Here is a 1,015-nt window from a genome sequence, read left to right on the forward strand (position 1 = left end):
CGAGAATGCCTCGGCGGGTGTCTGGAAGTCGAGGCATTTTCGAGGAGTAGCGTTGTATCGGTGAACGGCAGCCTGAATGGCCGCGAGATCGATGGCATCGAGATCAGTCTTTCGCGGCAAGGTGCGTCTGAGACGTCCGATGGCGTTTTCGACACCGCCTTTCTGCCATGGCGATCGCACTTCGCAGAAAAAGGTCCTGATGCCGATCTGTTCGGCAAGTTCATGGTGAAGGGCGAATTCGGAGCCGTTGTCGAAGGTAATCGTGCGCCGCAGGTGTTGCGGCAGAGAGCCCAGCATGGCGGAGAGATGATGGGCGGTTCGCCGCGCCTTGCGGTCTTCGGGTCGCAGGACGAGTGTGAAGCGCGAGGCGCGTTCGTGGGCGACCAGGATGGACTGGCCATACCGCGCGAAGAGCATGAAATCAGCCTCCCAGTGTCCGGGAACGTTTCGGCTGCCGGCCTCGTGCGGCCTTTCGTGGACAGGGCAACGGTGCCGGATGAGATCGACGCTGCTGCCGCCGCGGATGCCCCGGCGGCCTCGCCGGTGCTTGGCCCTGGGCAGCAGACGGTGCCAATAGTCCTTGCTGGCCGAGCGGTGGTAGATGAAGCGGTAGATTGACTCCGGGCTGATCACGGTGCGACCGTGCTGGCGCGCCAGCCGGCCGGCGATCTGTTCGGGGGACCATCCCATCGCAAGGCCGTCCCTCACCCGATCGCGCAGGTCCGGTTGGCGCGCCAGCTTGAAACGGCAATCCCAACGGCGTCTGCGTTCGGCAAGCAACTGGGCACGCACCGGTTCGTAGCCCCCGGGCCAGACTTTCGTCTTCACGCTGTTGCGCCGCAGCTCTCGACTGATCGTGGAGGCTGCACGCCCCAGTGAGGCTGCTATCGATCTGCGAGATATACCGCCTGCATGCAGGCGGTATATCTCGATCCGCTCATCAAGGCTGAGCTGGCCATAATCTCTTCCCATCGCAACAACACCATGCAGGTGTTGCACTTGTTTCGTGAACTCA

Annotated in this window: 1 protein-coding gene; it reads right to left on the reverse strand. The window is 62.7% G+C overall.

The annotated features are described in order from the left end of the window. Positions 1 to 972: IS30 family transposase (locus NN5_RS24750; RefSeq protein ID WP_067739378.1), on the reverse strand; the 972-nt coding region annotated here is incomplete at its 3' end. Positions 973 to 1,015 lie beyond the last annotated feature (43 nt).

The organism is Novosphingobium naphthalenivorans NBRC 102051, assembly GCF_001590985.1.
Lineage (GTDB): Bacteria > Pseudomonadota > Alphaproteobacteria > Sphingomonadales > Sphingomonadaceae > Novosphingobium > Novosphingobium naphthalenivorans.